Source organism: Erwinia persicina (assembly GCF_014838825.1).
Lineage (GTDB): Bacteria > Pseudomonadota > Gammaproteobacteria > Enterobacterales > Enterobacteriaceae > Erwinia > Erwinia persicina_A.
Genome location: NZ_JACYMO010000003.1, coordinates 404,499 through 423,859, shown reverse-complemented (window position 1 = coordinate 423,859; position 19,361 = coordinate 404,499). Strand labels below are relative to the sequence as shown.

At 55.9% G+C, this 19,361-nt stretch carries 14 protein-coding genes; 6 read left to right on the top strand and 8 right to left on the bottom strand.

All coding sequences use genetic code 11. The annotated features are described in order from the left end of the window. Positions 1-20 precede the first annotated feature (20 nt). From queD to IFU29_RS11060, 4 genes are all read left to right on the top strand, one after another. Positions 21-380, top strand: a complete 360-nt coding sequence (gene queD, locus IFU29_RS11075) for a 6-carboxytetrahydropterin synthase QueD (protein ID WP_191934059.1) — start codon at positions 21-23, stop codon at positions 378-380. A 188-nt stretch (positions 381-568) separates the two neighbouring features. Then, positions 569-1,267, top strand: a complete 699-nt coding sequence (locus tag IFU29_RS11070) for an amino acid ABC transporter permease (RefSeq protein ID WP_191933975.1) — start codon at positions 569-571, stop codon at positions 1,265-1,267. Beyond that, positions 1,245-2,012 carry an amino acid ABC transporter ATP-binding protein gene (locus IFU29_RS11065; protein ID WP_191933974.1) on the top strand — a complete coding sequence of 256 codons (768 nt, stop codon included), beginning with the start codon at positions 1,245-1,247 and terminating at the stop codon, positions 2,010-2,012. The genes IFU29_RS11070 and IFU29_RS11065 overlap by 23 nt, the downstream gene beginning before the upstream one ends. 39 nt (positions 2,013-2,051) lie before the next feature. Further along, positions 2,052-2,825, top strand: a complete 774-nt coding sequence (locus IFU29_RS11060) for an amino acid ABC transporter substrate-binding protein (RefSeq protein WP_191933973.1) — start codon at positions 2,052-2,054, stop codon at positions 2,823-2,825. A 65-nt stretch (positions 2,826-2,890) separates the two neighbouring features. On the opposite strand, the gene IFU29_RS11055 is transcribed toward IFU29_RS11060, so the two are convergent. Further along, entirely contained in the window at positions 2,891-3,808 is a 918-nt protein-coding gene (locus tag IFU29_RS11055; RefSeq protein WP_191933972.1) for a LysR family transcriptional regulator, read from the bottom strand. Positions 3,809-3,909: 101 nt separating this feature from the next. Here IFU29_RS11055 and IFU29_RS11050 point away from each other — a divergent pair, with 101 nt between their 5' ends. Next, a complete protein-coding gene (locus IFU29_RS11050) occupies positions 3,910-4,782 on the top strand; it encodes an MBL fold metallo-hydrolase (protein ID WP_191933971.1) in 873 nt (290 codons plus the stop codon). A gap of 57 nt (positions 4,783-4,839) precedes the next feature. Here the strand turns inward: IFU29_RS11050 and queE are convergent, their stop codons facing one another. The 7 genes from queE to relA form a co-directional block, all read right to left on the bottom strand. After that, positions 4,840-5,511, bottom strand: coding sequence for a 7-carboxy-7-deazaguanine synthase QueE (queE, locus tag IFU29_RS11045; RefSeq protein WP_118663325.1), 672 nt, complete (start codon positions 5,509-5,511; stop codon positions 4,840-4,842). A gap of 129 nt (positions 5,512-5,640) precedes the next feature. Further along, positions 5,641-7,305 (bottom strand): methyl-accepting chemotaxis protein, encoded by a 1,665-nt coding sequence (locus IFU29_RS11040; protein WP_191933970.1) that lies wholly within the window; start codon positions 7,303-7,305, stop codon positions 5,641-5,643. Positions 7,306-7,425: 120 nt separating this feature from the next. Beyond that, positions 7,426-9,312: an acyltransferase family protein gene (locus tag IFU29_RS11035; RefSeq protein WP_191933969.1), complete on the bottom strand. Its 1,887-nt coding sequence runs from the start codon at positions 9,310-9,312 to the stop codon at positions 7,426-7,428. A gap of 209 nt (positions 9,313-9,521) precedes the next feature. After that, the gene (eno, locus tag IFU29_RS11030; protein ID WP_062744221.1) at positions 9,522-10,817 is read right to left on the bottom strand and encodes a phosphopyruvate hydratase; all 1,296 of its coding nucleotides are present in this window, start codon (positions 10,815-10,817) and stop codon (positions 9,522-9,524) included. An 80-nt stretch (positions 10,818-10,897) separates the two neighbouring features. Continuing rightward, positions 10,898-12,535: a glutamine hydrolyzing CTP synthase gene (gene pyrG / locus IFU29_RS11025; protein WP_191933968.1), complete on the bottom strand. Its 1,638-nt coding sequence runs from the start codon at positions 12,533-12,535 to the stop codon at positions 10,898-10,900. Between the two features lie 199 nt (positions 12,536-12,734). Beyond that, a complete protein-coding gene (gene mazG, locus IFU29_RS11020) occupies positions 12,735-13,517 on the bottom strand; it encodes a nucleoside triphosphate pyrophosphohydrolase (protein ID WP_198424989.1) in 783 nt (260 codons plus the stop codon). A gap of 181 nt (positions 13,518-13,698) precedes the next feature. Continuing rightward, a complete protein-coding gene (relA, locus tag IFU29_RS11015; protein WP_191933966.1) occupies positions 13,699-15,936 on the bottom strand; it encodes a GTP diphosphokinase in 2,238 nt (745 codons plus the stop codon). A 668-nt stretch (positions 15,937-16,604) separates the two neighbouring features. On the opposite strand from relA, the gene barA reads away from it, so the two are divergent. Beyond that, positions 16,605-19,331: a two-component sensor histidine kinase BarA gene (gene barA, locus IFU29_RS11010; protein ID WP_191933965.1), complete on the top strand. Its 2,727-nt coding sequence runs from the start codon at positions 16,605-16,607 to the stop codon at positions 19,329-19,331. Positions 19,332-19,361 lie beyond the last annotated feature (30 nt).

The window sequence follows — 19,361 nt, the reverse complement described above, 5'->3', positions numbered from 1 at the left end:
TGAAGACTGAGACTGTCACTATGGCTACTACGCTGTTTAAAGATTTTCAATTCGAAGCCGCACACCATCTGCCGAATGTGCCGGAAGGGCACAAATGCGGTCGCCTGCACGGGCACTCCTTTATGGTTCGTCTGGAAATTACTGGCGAAGTGGATGCGCATACCGGCTGGGTGATGGACTTTTCCGAGATCAAAGCGGCGTTCAAGCCGATCTACGATCGTCTGGATCACTACTATCTTAACGATATTCCCGGCCTTGAGAACCCGACCAGCGAAGTGCTGGCTGCATGGATCTGGCAGCAGATGAAACCGGTACTGCCGTTGTTAAGCGCCGTAATGGTGAAAGAAACCTGCACCGCCGGTTGCGTCTATCGCGGATAAGAACCAGGAGGCTCGCGGCATTCGCGGGCCTTTTTACTTTAGTGGTTTCGCTTTATTGCCACGTTAAAAAAGCATATTCCATCCGAATCTATGGTAGTACTGCAAGATATAAGCGTCTTTTTCTGCCCCGTGATAATCTCTCGCCATAAAATAAAATAGCAGTAATCGTGTCTCAGGACAGGTGCAACATGCCCTCATGGTTAAGTCTGGCAATTGATTCATTCTGGCCGATGCTGTATGCCGGCGTCACCTTCACTATTCCATTAACACTTATTTCATTTGCGCTAGGTTTATCGCTGGGCTTTATTGTGGCCCTGGCTCGACTATATGGCCCGAAGCCATTGCAGTACATTGTTCGCTTTTATGTCTGGCTTATTCGCGGCACCCCGTTACTGGTTCAGCTTTTCCTTATTTTCTATGCCCTGCCCGGGGTGGGCATTACGCTGGATGCCTTCCCGGCAGCCGTTATTGGCTTTACCCTGAACATCGGGGCCTATACCTCCGAAGTGATACGCGCCACGCTGCTCTCGGTGCCGAAAGGCCAGTGGGAAGCCGCACACTCGATCAGCATGAGCTGGGCCCAGGCACTGCGTCGTATCATTATCCCGCAGGCAGCGCGAATTGCCGTTCCGCCATTGTCCAACACCTTTATTTCTCTGGTGAAAGACACGTCGCTGGCCTCGGTGATTACCGTACCTGAAATGTTTCTGGCGGCACAGCGTATTGCAGCGGTGACCTATCAGCCCTTAATTCTGTATACCGAAGCCGCCATTATCTATTTACTGATCAGCTCAGTATTATCGGCGTTACAGACCCGACTGGAAAATAAGCTCGCCAATAATGGCGCAGTAAAGGTAAGAGATAATGATAAAATTATCCAACATTGATAAACAGTTCGATGGCAACCCGGTATTAAAGAAGATTAACCTGACCATTAATGAAGGCAGCGTCACCGCCCTCATCGGCCCTTCCGGCAGTGGCAAAAGCACCTTATTGCGCTGCATTAATTTGCTGGAAATCCCGCAGGCAGGGGAACTGACCATCGGCCATGAGCACATCGTTTTTACCGGCAGTACCCGCCCGGGCCGTAAAGATATTCGCCGTATCTGCCAGCAAACCGGCATGGTATTTCAAAACTTCCAGCTGTTTCCTCATCTGACGGTGATAGAAAACATTATGGAAGGCCTGGTAACCGTCCATAAGCAGCCCGTTCAGCAGGCGCGGCAGCGGGCAGAAGCCCTGCTGGAAAAGGTGGGGATGGGCCATAAACGCGATGCCCTGCCCGGCACGCTGTCAGGGGGTCAACAACAGCGTGTGGCCATTGCCCGGGCGCTGGCTCCCTCGCCTAAAGTGCTGCTGTGTGATGAACCGACCTCGGCGCTGGATCCCGAACTGTCGCTGGAAGTGGTGGCGGTACTGAAACAGCTGGCGAAAGAAGGAATGACCATGCTGATGGCCACCCACGACCTGCGGCTGGCAGCAAATATTGCCAATAACGTGGTGTTTCTGGAAGCGGGCGAGATCGTCGAGACGGGCACCTCCCGTGACCTGTTTACCCGAGCAGAAAAGCCCCGAACCAAAGCGTTTATTTCCACCCTGACAGACACCCTGCCCGATTCATGGGAAATATAATTAAAGACCTCATCACAGACTGCATTCAGGAGTTATGACATGAAAAAGATAGCCACACTGTTATTCGCCGGACTGATTCAGCTCGGTTTTTCTTCTGCTGCACTGGCAGAAAACGATCTGGCAAAAATCCAGTCGGCAGGCGTGCTGAAAATCGGCACAGAGGGCACCTACCCGCCGTTTACCTACCATGATGCGTCCGGGGCTCTGACCGGTTTTGATGTCGATATCGGTCGCGAGGTCGCAAAGCGACTGAAGGTGAAAGCGGAGTTTGTTGAAGGTAAATGGGACGGGCTGATTGCCGGGCTGGATGCTAAACGCTACGAGGCAGTCATTAATCAGGTTTCCATCACCCCGGAACGCCAGCAAAAGTTTGATTTCTCTGCGCCGTATATCGCCTCTAAAGGCGTGCTGATTGTGCGCAGTGATAACGACACCATTAAGACCTTCGCAGACTTGAAAGGGAAAAAATCCGCCCACACGCTGACCAGCAACTATGCTCAGCTGGCTCGCAGCTTTGGTGCGGAGATCGTCGGGACGGATGGCTTTAACCAGTCGGTCGATCTGGTGGCCAGCGGCCGCGCAGATGCAACCATTAACGATAATCTGTCATATCTCGACTTCAAAAAGCACAAGCCAGAGGCAAAAGTAAAAATTGCTGCCACCCAGAGTGACGCCGAACATTCCGGTATTCTGCTGCGCAAAGGTAATCCGGAGCTGAAGGCTGCCATTGATAAGGCGCTGACCGAAATGAAAGATGACGGCACCTATCAGCGCATTTCTCAGCACTACTTTGCCGCTGACGTTTCGAAGTAATTGATGTTTACCCTCCGCAGGGAATACCCTGCGGAACCCCCTCCGTCCGTCACGCATCACGCCCGTCAGGGCGCTGTACCGCTCAGTCGTCGTCCCGCGTCTTCTCCAGCAAACCACTCCACCAGAAAATCCAGCAGGGCGCGCAGGCGCGCTGACTGATACTGCCGGGAGGCATAAATGGCATACACCCCCAGTTCATCCAGCCGGTAATCGGACAGGAGTGCCACCAGTTCACCGCTGGCAAGAAAAGGCTGCGCGCTGTACACCGGCTGCATGGAAATACCAGCACCAGCCAGCGTCGCTGCCAGCAGCATCACCGAATCATTACCGCTCAGATTGCCACTGACGGCCACCGCCTCCTTCTCCTGACGACGGGTAAAGTGCCACAGGCTTTTACCAAAGTGAGAGTAGGCAAGGCAGTTGTGATGAACCAGATCCTGCGGCACCATCGGGATCCCCGCCCGCGCCAGATACGCCGGCGTCGCACAGATCACCGACCGGCAGCGGTGCAGCGGCCGGGCAATCAGGTTCGGTTCCAGCTGGGCCGTAATACGCAGGGCCAGATCGATGCGCTCTTCCACCAGGTTAACCCGCTGATTACTGATGTGCAGGTCGATACGCACCAGGGGGTAACGCTGCTGAAAGGCGGTCAGCGCCGCCATCAGCACGCTCTGCCCCAGCGACAGCGAGCAGGAGACCCGCAGCAGGCCGGACAGCGCTTCCCCTTCAGGCTGGTTGCTGAGTTCAATTTCGGCGGCCAGCGCCATCATCTGCTGGCAGCGGGCCAGCGCATGTTCTCCGGCCGGCGTCAGGCTCAGGCGTCGCGTGCTGCGGTGCAGAAGGCGTGCGCCAGCCCAGCTCTCCATCTGGCTGAGATAGCGCGTGACCATCGCGCGTGAGATATCCAGGGTTTGCGCCGCCGCCGACAGGCTACCGCGCTGGACAATGGTAATAAAGACCTTCGCCGCCGTGATGCGATCCATAATCTGTCCGATATATGCAACAATCTGTTGCCTGATAGTCGGTTTATCTGCTGTATTTTGCAACCTACACTGATGTCTTTCCCGTAATCAGGTAGCTCATCATGAAAACCCGTCTGACGTTCCTGCTGGCCATGACCGCCAGCGCACCGTTGTATGCCGCAGAAACGCTGAATCTGGAGGTCTATAACCCGGGCGAAGCCAGCATGTTCGCCGTCTCCAGCGAAATCATCTCCGGCCCGCATGAGGTGGTGCTGATCGATGCCCAGTTCCAGCGCAATGACGCTGAAGCCCTGGTGAAACGCATCAAAGCCACCGGAAAGCGGCTGACCACGGTGTTTATCAGCCAGTCCGATCCGGACTTTTACTTTGGCCTGGAGACCATTAAGCAGGCATTCCCGCAGGCTAAAATTATCGCCACGGCGGCCACGGTCGATCTGATTAAGCAATCGAAAGACGGTAAGCTGGCGTTCTGGGGCCCGAAAATGGGCGCGAATGCGCCACAGTCGCTGGTGGTGCCTGAGGTATTAACCGGCAACAGTTTCCGGGTCGATGGTGAAACCATTGAGGTGAAAGGCATTGACGGCCCGCAGCCGCAGAATACGTATCTGTGGGTGCCCGCGCTGAAAACAGTGATGGGCGGCGTGGTGGTGTATGGCAATAATATCCACGTCTGGATGGCCGATGCCCAAACGCCTGCTGAACGTTCTGCCTGGCAGCAGAAGCTGGAAGCGATTCAGGCCCTGAAGCCCGCGCGCGTGGTGCCGGGCCATTTCCTGCCGGGCGCAGCCGAGACGCTGGCGTCAGTTCATTTCACCCAACAGTATCTGAAAACCGCTGAGACCGTGCTGGCTGAAAGTCAGGATGCCGCCAGCTATACGGCCGCGATGAAAACCCGGTATCCGGCACTGAAGGAAGTCTCAAGTCTGGAGCTGAGTGCAAAAGTGCTGAAAGGCGAGATGAAGTGGCCGCAGTAAGCGGATAACAGGGCGTAGCGGGTCGGCCTTTATCTGGCCGCACCGCTATCCGAGCCCTCAGGCGATATTCAGATACTTGTGCGTCTGCATCGACAGCCGCCAGTTGCGCGCGATACAGGTTTCAATACAGAGTTTCGTCGCATCCGCCTTCTGGCTGATAGGCTGCAGCGCGATAATCCGCGCTTTATCATCACTCAGGGTCGCCAGCAACGCATCCAGCGCATCCACGTCGCGCTGACGCGCCACCGGATGCTTGACCTCATCTGCCCGCACCAGCGCCTGGTTCAGCACGTCATAGCCGCCACGCATGTTCACCTTGGGCGACACGGTCACCCAGGTGTCCGGTGTACAGCGCACTTCGTGGGTGCCGCTGGTTTCGATCTGGCAGCCGAAGCCCTGCTGCTGAAGGGCGGCGGTCAGCGGGGTCAGATCGTGAATGCAGGGCTCACCGCCGGTGATGACAATATGCTTTGCCGTCCAGCCGTGCTGGCGGATCACGTCGATTAACGCCTGCGCATCGGCCGCCCCCCAGGCATCGGTTTCCACGGTTTTCAGCAGGATGTCTCCCAGCGATGTCTCCCGATCGGCCAGCTTATCCCAGGTATGCTTGGTATCACACCAGCTGCAGCCCACCGGGCATCCCTGCAGGCGGATAAAAATTGCCGGAACGCCGGTATAAAGACCTTCGCCCTGCAACGTCTGGAACATTTCATTTATCGGGTACTGCATTAACATCTCGACTGGTGGCTAAAATACGGGCGCAGATTATGGCAGATTGACAGAAGAAGACCAAACAAAGCGTGCCAGTCATTGCACTGGGGTTGACCGCCGCCCTGAAAAGGCGACGGTCAGACAGATCTAGAACGTTTCCCAGTTACCCTCATTCTGCACGGTGACGTTACGCGGTGCGGCCAGGCGGGGCGTTTTCAACGCTGGCGCGACATGACGGATCGCTGCAGCGTTCTGTGAGCCGATTTTAAACACCGCCACAGCCTGAGACAGCAGGCTGGCCTGCTCTTCCAGCGAAGCCGATGCCGCTGCCGACTCCTGCACCAGCGCGGCGTTCTGCTGGGTGACCCGATCCATTTCGGTCACCGCCAGGCCAATCTGGTCGATACCCCGGCTCTGTTCATCCGAGGCAGAGGAAATTTCCCCCATAATATCGGTGACGCGGACCACCGCACTGACGATGTCCGTCATGGTGTCCCCCGCCGTCGCAACCTGCTGCGAACCGGCGTCGACGCGGTTAACGGAGTCCTCGATCAGCGTTTTAATTTCTTTGGCGGCCTGAGCGCTGCGCTGGGCAAGGTTACGTACTTCCCCGGCGACCACGGCAAAACCGCGACCCTGCTCACCGGCCCGTGCCGCTTCCACTGCCGCATTGAGCGCCAGAATATTGGTCTGGAAGGCGATGCCGTCGATCACGCTGGTGATATCGGCAATCTTCTTCGAGCTGCCGGCGATCTCCTGCATGGTTTTCACCACCCCGTCGACCACCCGGCCTCCTTTCGCCGCCGTCTCCGAGGCATTTTTGGCCAGCTGGGACGCCTGACGGGCATTTTCTGCGTTTTGCTTCACGGTGGCAGTCAACTCTTCCATACTCGCCGCAGTTTGCTCCAGAGAAGCCGCCTGCTGCTCGGTACGGGAAGAGAGGTCGTTGTTACCCTGCGAAATTTCACTGGCTCCGGTGTAGATGGCATTGGAACTGTCGCGCACGTTACCCACAGTGGCGACGAGCGACTGCTGCATCTGTGTCAGGTTACTGGCCAGCAGCCCCATTTCACTGCGTCCGTCCACCACAAGGGTTTCAGAAAGATCACCGGCGGCGATGCGCTGGATATGCACCAGCAGCTGTTTCAGCGGCGTCAGCAGGACACGTTTGATCACCACCCAGACCGAAGCAACCAGCACCAGCAGCACCAGAATTACCGCGCCCAGCGTCCATACCATATGGCTGTAGCCTTCGTGGTTATCCGTGACCCCGACTGCCAGCAGTTTACTGTTCTGCTCCCGCCAGCCGTCATAATTTTTTTCCAGGTCATCCTGCGCTTTCTGCGCTTCCAGATTACCGTAGGCCTCGTAATTATTTGCGCCCAGGAACTGGATGGACTGCTTCATGGTGTCAAACATCAGCTGATAGCTGCTGACGATGGCCTCATCCAGCGCCGGGTTTTGCCCGTCGACCGTGGGATAACTTTTATAGCGGGCAAAATGCTGTCCAGCGTCGTCCAGCGTTTCCGTCGCCTGGCCCAGCAGCTTTTCTATTGCCGCCATGGACGCAGGATCGGTCTGCTTTTTGAGGATACGGATTGCGACCCGGTTAATGGTCACACGTGTTTTGACCAGCGTCTGCCAGGCATCACTCAGCTGTCCCTGCTGTTCGGTCAAAATACTGGCACGGGTGAAGTTGGCCTTGTCCTGGCTGATGGCATTAAAGGAGAGCGCGCTGGAGACGAGCAATAACGCGCTGAAAACGATCAGCATGATAACGATGCTGGTGACGACTTTTATATTCTTAAGCATGGTGCGCACTCTGTCATGGGGTTAGCCCGGTAACAGCTAATATCGGTACAAAGTGCGCTTTACTTTAAATAATTACAAAACCCCGTGAGCGGCCATTTTCTGGCCGCCCGCATTGATAAGTTACATAAACCTTTTCTCGTGCATCTGCACCATCGCCTGCTTCGCGACGTCCTTCGCCCCACTGAGGGTAAAGTGTCCGTAGTCATTCGAGGTCGGATGGCCGTCAGAGGCCAGGCCACGGCAAACGTTCCCCGGACAGACTATCGAATAGACCGATATATAAGGCGTCCCCTGCTGCGCCATGGCCGCCCGCATTCGGGCATCCGTCCCTCTGACCTCTTTTTTAATCGAGGATGCCACCAAATCTTTGCGCCCGTCCGTCTGGTACGCCAGCAGGTCGGGCAGCGCCTCCGTGTACTCGACGGTAGGCCCCATCACAATGATATTGTCAGAGCGCGACTTCAGATGGTCAAGGGTGGCGCGCAGCGGAGCAATATCCTCCGGTGCCCAACGTGCCGAAATAATAATGCCGTCAATGTGATGCCCGGGGATCCACTCATCGTAGACGTAATCGACCAGTCTGGTGCAGGGATTACGCAGATCCTGTTTGTAGAGCGGCTTACAGCCCGCTGAGGTTGCCTGGATCACATTCACACCCTCGCCCGCAGCCAGACTGACGGCACGCCACAGATGGGCAGCGTGGCTGTCGCCGATCATCACGTAGTTCTTCGCCGTACTGGAAGTCTTCAGGCAGAATTCACGGTTAAAGGGCTTGTCCTCTTCGTTTTTTCCATCCACAAAGCACTGGCCCCGGCGGTACTGGTAGTCAAACTCAGGCATTTTGCTGTATTCGGAATACTGCGCCAGCGCCAGCGCTTCCGCTGAAAACTGCCCCGAGCTGTTACTGATATGCCCTTTATACACCGCACCGCTGGCCATCACTGCCAGACCCATGACTGATGCCGTCACAATACGCCCCGGCGATACCCAGGCAAGACGGTAACGGAAGGGGATCTCAATCAGATAGCGTGAGGCAACGGCAAGACCGAAAGTCAGAGCCAGGATCACCAGCTCACGTACTCCGGGTTCGATATTAAAGAACATACGCGAGTAGACAATAATCGGCCAGTGCCACAGATACAGGCAGTAGGAGATCATACCGATGTACACCACCGGCTTCAGCGCCAGCAGACGCGAGACCACCGACTGCTGGCCCGCAAGGATAATCAGGAAGCTGCCGAGGCAGGGATAGAGCGCATTCCACGCCGGGAACGGCAGAGTGGTATCCAGCCACAGGAAGCCAAACAGAATCAGCCCCAGCCCGGCCAGACTCATGCCGTGTTTCAGCGCGGCACTGTAATGGGCGGTTTTCGCCTCCAGCCCGGCGATAGCAATAATCCCACCAAGCGCCAGCTCCCACGCACGGGTTGGCAGCATATAGAAGGTAAAGGTTGGCTTGCGCGTTACGCCGTAAATACTCAGCAGCAGCGATCCGGCAATCACCAGCAGCATCACCTGCGTGGTGCGGCGGCGGAAGAGCCGGATCACCAGCAGCAGCACGACCGGGAAGAGAATATAGAACTGTTCCTCTACCGCCAGCGACCAGGTGTGCAGCAGCGGTTTCAGATCGGCCGGCCCGTCAAAATAGCCCGTGGTCTTCCAGAAAAAGATATTCGAGGCAGACAGCAGCGCCGCCAGCGCGCTGTTGCTCAGGTCGGTGAACTGCGCAGGCAGCAGATGGTAGTAGCCAAAGATCATTGTCGCCAGCAGCACGACAAACAGCGGCGGCAGAATGCGCAGGCAGCGGCGCTTATAAAAATCCAGCCAGGAGAAATTATCGCTGATGGCGCTGTTATAAATGATGCCGCAGATCAGATAGCCGGAAATAACAAAGAAGATATCCACGCCGGTAAACCCACCGGGTATCCCCCCGATCCCCATGTGGTAAGCGATAACGGGTAGCACGGCGAGTGCGCGAAGCCCGTCAACATCAGCACGGTATTTCATATTTCCTGATCCTGATTACAAATAGTGACCAGGAATTTACACAAAATAACCGCATAAAACGCCCCGTAACAGATAACCAGGATTTTTCCGCATCAGGCAAAATTCAGTTAACGCTTTGAAAAATAAAAATAAACAAAAAAAAGCCCCGTCCGGAGACGGGGCTTTTCAGATTATCCTCAGCCGGATGAGCGGCTCAGAAAATCAGCAGCTTACTGACCTTTAACTTCTTTCAGGCCATTGAACGGCGCACGGTTGCCCAGCGCTTCTTCAATACGGATCAGCTGGTTGTACTTAGCAACACGGTCAGAACGGCTCATCGAACCGGTTTTGATCTGGCCCGCTGCAGTACCTACCGCCAGGTCAGCGATAGTGGCATCTTCGGTTTCACCTGAACGGTGAGAGATCACCGCAGTGTAGCCCGCATCTTTTGCCATTTTGATCGCAGCCAGGGTTTCGGTCAGAGAACCGATCTGGTTGAATTTGATCAGGATGGAGTTAGCGATGCCTTTATCGATACCTTCTTTCAGGATCTTGGTGTTGGTAACGAACAGGTCGTCGCCCACCAGCTGGATTTTGTCGCCCAGCACTTCGGTCTGGTATTTGAAGCCAGCCCAGTCAGATTCGTCCAGACCGTCTTCGATAGAGACGATTGGGTACTGTTTGGTCAGGTCTTCAAGGAAGTGAGTGAACTCTTCAGACGTGAAGGCTTTGTTGCCTTCGCCAGCCAGCACATATTTGCCGTCTTTGTAGAATTCAGAGGCTGCACAGTCCATCGCCAGGGTGATGTCTTTACCCAGAACGTAGCCCGCTTCTTTTACCGCTTCAGCGATAACAGCCAGTGCTTCGGCGTTAGAACCCAGGTTTGGCGCGTAGCCACCTTCGTCACCAACCGCAGTACCCATACCTTTAGACTTCAGCACTTTTGCCAGGGTGTGGAACACTTCAGAACCCATACGAACCGCTTCTTTCAGCGTTTTCGCGCCAACTGGCTGGATCATGAATTCCTGGATATCGACGTTGTTGTCGGCGTGCTCGCCGCCGTTGATGATGTTCATCATTGGCAGTGGCATAGAGAACTTGCCTGGGGTGCCGTTCAGTTCAGCGATGTGCTCGTACAGTGGCATGCCTTTCGCTGCCGCTGCGGCTTTCGCTGCCGCCAGAGAAACGGCCAGGATGGCGTTAGCACCAAACTGTGATTTGTTCTCAGTACCGTCCAGATCGATCATGATCTTATCGATGTTGGCCTGGTCTTTCGCGTCTTTACCGGTGACCGCGTCAGCGATTGGACCGTTAACTGCGGCAACCGCTTTGGTTACGCCTTTACCCAGGAAACGAGATTTGTCACCGTCACGCAGTTCCAGCGCTTCGCGGGAACCGGTAGAAGCCCCTGATGGCGCTGCTGCCAGACCAACAAAGCCGCCTTCAAGGTGAACTTCAGCTTCAACGGTCGGGTTTCCACGGGAGTCGATGATTTCACGACCGATGACTTTTACGATTTTGGACATTAGTTTTTCCTCAGTACAAGTTAGCTTAAACTTAGACGCACCTCTTGAAGCCATGCGGTTTCAAGAGGTTATGAAAACACTTATTTTGCCAAACGCTTCTGGTACTCGCTGGCGGCTTTAACAAAGCCACTGAACAGCGGGTGCCCGTCTCGGGGTGTTGAGGTGAATTCCGGATGGAACTGACACGCAACAAACCAGGGGTGGTCAGGAAGCTCAATGATCTCCACCAGCTGGTCATCCCCTGAGCGGCCTGCCACACGTAAACCAGCCGCTTCAATCTGCTTCAATAGCATATTGTTGACTTCATAACGATGACGGTGACGCTCAACGATAGTGTCAGAGCCATACAGCTTCTGCACCAGGCTGTTTTCGGTCAGCTGGCACTGCTGGCTGCCCAGACGCATGGTCCCGCCCAGATCGCTCTGTTCAGAACGCTGCTCAACGTTGCCGTCTTCGTCACGCCATTCGGTGATCAGCGCGACAACCGGGTACTTACAGTCAGGGACGAACTCGGTTGAGTTCGCGCCCGGCATGTTCGCCACGTTACGGGCAAACTCCATCAACGCCACCTGCATTCCCAGGCAAATACCCAGGTAAGGGATGTTGTTTTCGCGGGCGTACTGCGCGGTCATCAGTTTGCCTTCCACGCCGCGATAGCCGAAACCGCCAGGAATAAGGATAGCATCCAGATTCTTCAGCACTTCAACACCACGGGTTTCGACATCCTGAGAGTCAATAAGTTTGATATTGACGGTCACGCGATTTTTCAGGCCGCCGTGCTTCAGGGCTTCAATCACGGACTTATAGGCATCCGGCAGCTCGACATATTTGCCGACCATCCCGATGGTGACTTCACCTCCGGGGTTAGCTTCTTCATAAATCACCTGCTCCCACTCGGCCAGATTGGCTTCCGGGGCATTCAGGTTGAAGCGCTTGCAGATGTAGTCATCCAGGCCCTGCGATTTCAGCATGCCCGGGATTTTATAAATGGAGTCAACGTCTTTCAGCGAGATAACCGCTTTTTCAGGCACGTTACAGAACAGGGCAATTTTCGCACGCTCATTTGCCGGAACGGCACGGTCTGAACGGCAAATCAGCACATCTGGCTGAATACCGATAGAGAGCAGTTCTTTCACCGAGTGCTGAGTAGGCTTGGTTTTCACTTCGCCCGCTGCTGCCATGTACGGCACCAGCGTCAGGTGCATGTAGATCGTGTGCTCACGGCCCACGTCTACCGCCATCTGGCGGATCGCCTCAAGGAACGGCAGGGATTCGATGTCACCCACGGTGCCACCAATTTCCACCAGCACCACATCGTGGCCTTCGCCGCCTTCGATGATACGTTCTTTGATAGCATTGGTAATGTGTGGGATCACCTGAATGGTCGCGCCCAGGTAGTCACCGCGACGTTCTTTGCGCAGCACTTCTGAGTAGATTCGACCTGTGGTGAAGTTGTTACGGCGGCTCATCTTAGTACGGATGAAACGCTCGTAGTGGCCAAGATCCAGATCGGTCTCCGCCCCGTCATCGGTGACGAAGACTTCACCGTGCTGGGTGGGACTCATGGTACCTGGATCCACGTTAATGTACGGGTCCAGCTTCATGATGGTCACGTTAAGACCACGCGCTTCAAGGATAGCGGCCAGGGAAGCTGCGGCAATGCCTTTACCCAGAGAGGAAACGACCCCGCCGGTCACAAATATATAGTTCGTTGTCATGCTGAACCTGAGAATGTAGGTTTAAAGACGATGGAATGGATAACCAGGACGGGAAAATAGTATACCCGAAACACCCCGTGGCGACAATTGATCGTTTCCGGTTGTGTGTTTCCCACCGCATTTACCGCCATGAGATTACCTGAATATCCGCCCCAGGAGGTTGATGCACGTCACACTTTTGTTGAATCGTGTCAGCCCATTATTCCTCTGCTTTCACCACCTGCCACGCGGCCTCCATCTCTTCCAGCGTGGCCTGCTGCATCGTCATGCCCTGTGCGGCGATAATCTGTTCCACCCGGCGAAAACGGCGTTCAAATTTGTTGTTGGCCTTTTGCAGCGCGGTTTCGGCTTTACTGCCGAGATGTCGTGACAGATTCACCGTGGCGAACAGCAGGTCGCCGATCTCCTCTTCCAGCTTGTCCTGGTCTATCACCGCCTGCTGCGCTTCGTGCATGACTTCATCGATCTCTTCATGCACTTTGTCCAGCACCGGGCCGAGGGTAGTCCAGTCGAAACCGACGTTGCTGCAGCGCTTCTGAATTTTATGCGCGCGCATCAGCGCCGGTAACGCCTGCGGAATATCATCCAGCGCAGAGTGCTGGGCTTTCCCGGCCCGCTCGTCGCTTTTAATCTGCTCCCAGTTCACCAGCACCTCAGCGCTGCCGCTGACCTGAGCGTCGGCAAAAATGTGTGGATGACGGCGTTCGAGTTTGTCGCTGATGGCGCTGCAGATATCATCAAAGTTAAAGCGCCCCTCTTCCTGTGCCATCTGGGCATAGAACACGACCTGGAACAGCAGATCCCCAAGTTCTCCGCGCAGATCGTCGAAGTCAGCGCGGTTAATCGCATCGATGACTTCATAGGTTTCTTCAAGGGTATAAGGGGCGATGGAAGCAAAGGTCTGCTGGCGATCCCACGGGCAGCCGCTTTCCGGATCGCGCAGGGTTTTCATGATGCCCAGCAGGCGATCGAGAGAAGTCATAATTTCATCCATTTACGTCGTTTTTGGTTTGGCAGGCCTGATGGGGTTTTACAACAGACCACGTCGTGGCGTTACTGGCGCAGGCAGTTTGTTCACCGACAGCGCGCAATCCCCCTGGTCATATACACGAGTATGTGACCAGGGGTGAGCACTGCCGGAGGACAACGTGGCAACTGACAGATCAATGTAATCGTCTGGCGTCGATGATGTCCGGCACCTGGTTGAGCCGGGCAATCACCCGTCCCAGCACCTGTTGGTTGTATATCTCAATATCCATATCGATGGTGGCCAGCTGCTTCTTCGTATCGCTGTGGCTGGAGACCCCCAGCACGTTCACCTTTTCATTTGCCAGAATGGTGGTGATATCACGCAGCAGACCACTGCGATCGTTGGCGGTAACGCGCACCACCAGCGAATAACCGCTGGAATAAGTTTCCCCCCAGACCGCATCGACGATACGTTCCGGCGCATGTGACATCAGGTCAGCCAGCTGATCGCAGTCGGCGCGGTGGATCGAGATACCGCGTCCCTGGGTGATAAACCCGGTGATATCATCGCCGGGGATCGGCTGGCAGCAGCGGGCAATATGGTGCATCAGATTGCCGACGCCTTCCACCACCACGCGGCCACTCTCTTTACTGCGCGGCACGCTGTTAGAGGTTTTCTGCGTCAGCTTCTGCAACGCCTCGCGGTCCTCTTCCTCGGCGCTGGGCTTATTCAGCTTCGACTGAAGGAAGTTGCTCATCTGATTCAGGCGGATATCGCCGCCGCCAATGGCCGCCAGCAGTTCGTCCAGCGAGTTGAAGTTGTAGCGCGGCAGCAGCAGCTTTTCAGCATCTTTCAGATTGATATCAAGGTGATCCAGCTCGCTGTCGAGGATCTGGCGGCCGGCAATAATATTCTTGTCGCGGTCCTGCTTACGGAACCAGGCATGAACCTTGGAGCGCCCCCGGCTGGTGGTGATATAGCCTAAGTTCGGGTTCAGCCAGTCGCGGCTTGGGTTCGGCTGCTTCTGGGTAATGATGTCTATCTGATCGCCCATCTGCAGCTGGTAGGTGAACGGCACGATGCGTCCGCCAATCTTGGCACCGATGCAGCGGTGGCCGATATCACTGTGGATATGGTAAGCGAAATCCAGCGGCGTCGAACCGGCCGGCAGGTCAACCACGTCACCTTTCGGAGTAAACACATACACCCGATCGTCGAATACCTGACTGCGCACCTCGTCGAGCATCTCGCCCGAGTCCGCCATCTCTTCCTGCCAGGTGATCAGCTTGCGCAGCCAGGCAATGCGCCCTTCATGACCGGAAGCGCCGCGTGCGCTTCCGCCAGCGGCCGCCCCTTCTTTGTACTTCCAGTGCGCGGCTACGCCCAGTTCGGCATCTTCGTGCATCTGACGGGTGCGGATCTGAATTTCAACGGTTTTACCCTTTGGCCCCAGCACCACGGTGTGAATGGACTGATAGCCGTTTGGCTTGGGATTGGCGACGTAATCGTCGAACTCGCTCGGCAGATGGCGATAGAGCGTGTGGACAATCCCCAGCGCGCCGTAGCAGTCCTGCAGCCGTTCGGCCACGATGCGCACGGCTCGCACATCAAACAGTTCATCGAAGGCCAGGGATTTTTTCTGCATCTTGCGCCAGATGCTGTAGATATGTTTCGGGCGGCCATAGACCTCGGCTTTCACCCCCTCTTTCACGATCTCGGTGCGCAGCGACTGAACGAAGGTATCTATATAGTCTTCACGATCAATGCGGCGCTCGTGCAGCAGTTTGGCGATGCGCTTATATTCATCCGGGTGCAGATAGCGGAAGCAGAAGTCTTCCAGCTCCCATTTTAACTGACCGATGCCCAGACGGTTGGCCAAAGGGGCGTAGATATTGGTGCACTCTTTCGCCGCCAGTACCCGCTCGTCTTCCGGTGCGTCTTTGACTTCACGCAGGTGGGCAATACGCTCCGCCAGCTTGATGACCACGCAGCGGAAATCTTCCACCATCGCCAGTAGCATCCGGCGGACGTTATCGACCTGCTCAGAGGCCATTGAATCATTGTGGGTGGCTTTTAACTGACGGATGGCATCCATATCACGCACGCCGTGCACCAGCGAAACGATAGCTTTACCGTGCTGCTCTTCTAACAGGGCTTCACTGACCACACCGGCATCGGCCAGCGGGAACAGTAGCGAGGCGCAGAGCGTTTCACAGTCCATACTGAGCATCGACAGGATCTCCACCATCTCAACGCCGCGCCACAGGAGCAGTGCAGCATCAGGGTGACCCTGGGTGGTCGCTTCACAGTAGCGCCAGGTTTCGGCCAGTCGTTCACATGACTGCTGGTTGGAGATCCCCAGACTGGTGATCCATTGGTCGAGCGCAAACTCGCCAGCCGTGTTCAGATGTGCACTTCTTACCGCAACCATATCCTCTCCTGGCATCGCCTCTGTTCAGGGGCTTATTTTCGGCTAAACGCGCCATGGACCCCGCCTGCCGACAGGTTCCCCCCCGACGCACAGCCGCATCCGATCCTGTAGGTAGCCGGACCGCACTCATACCTGACTGTCCCGGGTTTGTGTCGTGACATTATACGCAGCCTTGACCGCTAATGCTGCACTGCCAGCGATACCTGCGACATTTTCGGCCATATTTTCCCGATAATGGGACAAAACTTCCAATACTATCCGCAGAGCCATCCCCGTTCAGCGGGTGGCTGCCGTCATAGCTTAGGCTTATGCGAAAATTGTTCCAGTTTTTGCGGAAAATAGTCCCTGATATTCAGAAATCTCGCATAAATCTGCATCTGCCCGCAGTCTGAAGGCCCGCGATAGGGGCGCAGTCTGGAGAATTCTGCCGGTGAAATCCGTGACAATCATAGCATCGCGGACAAAATGCCTTAAGTCCGGGCGTCATCATGGGGCAACGGCTATCTTTTTACCGCACGCATTTGGTCATTGTTTCTTTGATGTTCACACGTCATCATTATCAGCAGGAACAATCGGGCATCACCTGCCGGTGGACGTCTGTAACTGGCCTGACAGACCCCAATGCGCCAGGGACGGCACAGCGCGCATCGCCGCAAACAGGGAATACTATGACCAAATACAGCCTGCGGGCTCGAATGATGATCTTAATTCTGGCTCCGACGCTGATGATCGGTCTGCTGCTCTCGACCTTTTTCGTTGTTAACCGTTACAACGAACTCCAGAGCCAGCTGACTGATGCCGGAGTGAATATCATCGAACCGCTGGCCGTTTCCAGTGAATATGGCATGACCTTTCACAGCCGCGAGTCCGTCCGTCAGCTGGTCAGCCTGCTGCACCGTCGCCACTCCGATATTGTGCGGGCAATTTCCGTTTTTGATGACCATAACCAGCTGTTTGTCACCTCAAACTATCACCAGACGCCGGACCTGCTGCGGCTGCCGGATAATACGCCGTTAACAACGCGCTACATGAAGGAGCGCCACGGCAACTCGGTGATCCTGCGTACGCCGATCCTGTCGGAAACCTACTACCCGGATGAATCACCGGGGCAGGACGCCAAACCCACCGGAAACCCCCTCGGGTACGTTGCTATTGAGCTGGATTTACAGTCGGTCCGGCTTCAGCAGTATAAAGAAGTGTTTATCTCCACTCTGCTGCTGCTGCTGTGCCTGTGTATTGCCATGGTGTTTGCCTACCGCCTGATGCGTGATGTCACCGGACCGATTCGCAATATGGTCAGCACCGTTGACCGCATCCGCCGGGGCCAGCTCGACAGCCGCGTGGAAGGCCATATGCTCGGTGAGCTGGACGTCCTGAAGAACGGCATTAATTCCATGGCGATGTCGCTGACCGCCTATCACGAAGAGATGCAGCAGAATATCGACCAGGCCACCTCCGATCTGCGTGAGACGCTGGAGCAGATGGAGATCCAGAACGTTGAGCTGGACCTGGCGAAAAAACGCGCGCAGGAAGCGGCACGTATCAAGTCAGAGTTCCTGGCCAATATGTCGCATGAGCTGCGTACGCCATTAAACGGGGTGATCGGCTTTACCCGCCAGACGCTGAAAACCACGCTGAACTCCACCCAGCGCGACTATCTGCATACCATCGAACGCTCAGCGAACAATTTATTAAGCATTATCAATGATGTACTCGACTTTTCGAAGCTGGAAGCCGGAAAACTGATCCTCGAAACCATTCCCTTCCCGCTGCGTGCCACCCTGGATGAAGTGGTGGTACTGCTGGCGCAGTCAGCGCATGAAAAAGGGCTGGAGCTGACGCTGAATATTCAGGGCGACGTCCCGGATAACGCCATCGGCGATCCGCTGCGCATGCAGCAGATCATCGTCAACCTGCTGGGGAATGCGATCAAATTCACCGAACGCGGCAATATTGATATTCGCGTTGAAAAGCGCGCCCTGAGCAACAACCGCATGGAGCTGGAAGTCCAGATCCATGACAGCGGCATCGGCATTTCCGAGAAGCAGCAGTCACAGCTGTTCCAGGCTTTCCGCCAGGCAGATGCCAGCATTTCACGCCGCCACGGCGGCACCGGGCTGGGGCTGGTGATCACCCAGAAGCTGGTGAACGAAATGGGCGGGGAAATCTCCTTCCATAGCCGCCTGAACCACGGGTCCACCTTCTGGTTCCACGTTAACCTGGCACTGAACCCAAATGCCGCCAGCGATCCGCGCGTGATGGACTGTATTGAAGGACAGCGGATGGCTTACGTTGAGCCAAACGCAACGGCGGCGAAAGCCCTGCTGGATATGCTGGAGGCGACGCCGATGAAAATCAGCTACAGCCCGTCACTCAGCGACCTTCCGGACGAACACTACGACGTACTGCTGATGGGGCTACCGGTGGCCGATCAGCACAGCCTGGAGATGAGCAGTGAGCAGCTGCAGCCGATTCTGCAACGAGCCGGCAGCGTGATCATGGCGCTACCGTTCCAGATGCAGGTCTACGCAGAAGAACTGAAAGGCCGAGGCGTGACCGCCTGTCTGATCAAGCCGATATCCATGACCCGCCTGATCCCGCTGCTGGTCGATCACCATCGTCGTGATACGCTGCCGCTGCCAGAGCGTCCCCGCCTGCCGTTACGCGTGATGGCGGTAGATGATAACCCGGCTAACCTCAAACTGATTGGAGCCCTGCTGGAAGAACAGGTGGCAGAGATCGTCCTGTGCGACAGCGGAGAAGCCGCCATTACTCAGGCGCGTCAGCAGCATCTGGATATCATCCTGATGGATATTCAGATGCCGGAGATCGACGGTATCCGCGCCAGTGAAGTGATACGCGCCCTGCCCCAGCATGCCAATACGCCCATTGTCGCCGTGACGGCACATGCGCTGGACGGTGAGCGTGAGCAGCTGATCAAGGCCGGGATGAATGACTACCTGGCCAAACCGATCGACGAACAAAAACTCAGCCGCCTGCTGGCCCGCTATACGCCAGGAGGACAGCGGACGTTACCGAAGGTGATTGAGGTTCCCGCCTCGCTCGACTGGGCGCTGGCGCTGCGTCAGGCGGCGAATAAGCCCGATCTGGCGCGCGACCTGTTACAGATGCTGGTGGACTTCCTGCCGGAGGTGCAGGCGCTGGTTGAGCAGTATATGGCCGAGGATAACCCGGATGCGCTGAGTGATATCATCCATAAACTGCATGGCAGCGCCAGCTACAGCGGTGTGCCGCGCATGAAACAGCTCTGCCTGCAGCTGGAGCAGAGCCTGCGCCACAGCCGGGATCTGACACAGGTTGAACCGGAGCTTTTCGAGCTGTTGGATGAGATGCAGAACGTAGCGCGGCTGGCAAAAGAACGTCTGAAGCTGTAAGGCTCTGACGGTGGGCATGCCACACCGTCA